Origin of the sequence: Bacillus sp. REN16 (genome assembly GCF_020731355.1) — a bacterium.
Taxonomy (GTDB): Bacteria; Bacillota; Bacilli; order Bacillales; family Bacillaceae_L; genus Ferdinandcohnia.
In genome coordinates this window covers 1-1,552 of the sequence record NZ_JAJFZK010000055.1, presented here as the reverse complement: position 1 = coordinate 1,552, position 1,552 = coordinate 1, and the positions used below count along the sequence as shown (strand labels likewise).

1 protein-coding gene is annotated in these 1,552 nt (G+C 36.7%); it reads right to left on the bottom strand.

Annotated elements, in window-relative coordinates; translation table 11 throughout:
* Nucleotides 1-258 precede the first annotated feature (258 nt).
* Entirely contained in the window at nt 259-1,458 is a 1,200-nt protein-coding gene (locus LKW28_RS22790; protein ID WP_229142702.1) for an IS256 family transposase, read from the bottom strand.
* Nucleotides 1,459-1,552 lie beyond the last annotated feature (94 nt).

The following is a 1,552-nucleotide window of genomic DNA, read 5'->3' as shown; positions in this document are numbered from 1 at the left end:
GGGTCTGCGTAAAATCTTGTGTAAGTAATATTCGACAATCTTCGCAAGGCAAGAAATAATAGGTATGAAAAAATATAATCTGGCAATAATATAATTGCCTTTTACCATAAAACAGGATAGGGCAATGCAGAAGTGCAACCTGAGCGGTTTTATGGTTTTTACACTAAAACGGACGGACTTGTTCTGTCCGTTATTTTTTGTCCGTTTTAGGGAAAACAAATGCGTTAAACTTCAGGGGTTTGGGGACAGAGTCCCCAATTATGATGTTTGGTTCAAAATCTCAAGCTGACTCAAGATCATGTCCCAATTACGGTAACGCATTGTCCATTTTTTTGTAATATTTTGAGAGGCTAAATAAAGCATTTTTCTTAAGCTATCATCATTTGGAAAAATAGACTTGGTTTTTGTCACTTTCCTAAATTGACGATGTAACCCTTCAATTACATTGGTAGTATATATTATTCTCCTAATTTCCGGTGGATATGCAAAGAAGGTAGCTAAAATATCCCAGTTTTCCTCCCATGATTTAACCGCAGTTGGATACTCTTTACCCCATTTGTCTTTAAATTCTATGAGCCTTTCCATACCCGATTCTTCGTTGATAGAAGTATAGATTAATTTTAAGTCAGCGACAAATTCTTTTAAGTGTTTGTAAGAAACATATTTAGTGCTTGAACGAATCTGGTGGATGATACAACGTTGAATACCAGCGAAAGGATACACGGCTTGAATGGCCTCTCTGAATCCTGTAAGCCCATCTACACAGAAAAGATTAACCGTTTTAACACCTCTCGTTTTCAAATCGTTCAACACACCTAACCAAAACTTACTGCTTTCATTTCCCCCAACCCAGATACCCAATATTTCTTTATAACCTTCATTGTTAATTCCCAATACAACATAGGCTGCCTTCGAAACAATTTGGTGATTATCCCGAATTTTATAATGAATGGCATCCATGAAGATAAAAGGATAATAGGCTTCAAGTGGACGGCTTTGCCACTCATTTACTTGTGGCATAATCTTTTCACTAATCTTACTAACCAGTTCAGAGGAAATCTCAATATTATAAAGATCTTTAACCTGTTCCTTGATATCCCTTGTTGACATACCGTGGGCGTAAAGAGACAGAATTTTTTCCTCCAGACCGTCGACATTTCTTTGGTATTTGTCCAAAATTTGTGGCTCATACGAGCCATTTCTGTCTCTAGGAACGCTTACTTCAACTTCACCAAATTGTGTTTTTAATTTCCGTTTAGTTGAACCATTTCGATAATTTGTAGGTCCATCATCCCTACGTTGGTGCTTCTCATAACCCAGTTGCTCATCAATTTCACATTGGAGCACTTCCTCCAACACATCAGAAAACATTTCTTTGATTGTGTCCATGATTTGGTTGGTACTAGTGAATTTTTGTTCCTTTACAATTTCTCTGATTAATTCCTTTGGTAATTTCATGTCGAAAAATCCTCCTTGGCAAAAATTATTTATCCTAATTCTTGCCAAGGAGGATTGTTTTGAAACCTATTTACACAACTTTTTCCGCACCGTC

Excerpts from the sequence above, each read along its gene's own strand:
- LKW28_RS22790 (WP_229142702.1), bottom strand. The coding sequence starts at position 1,458 with ATGAAATTACCAAAGGAATTAATCAGAGAAATTGTAAAGGAACAAAAA.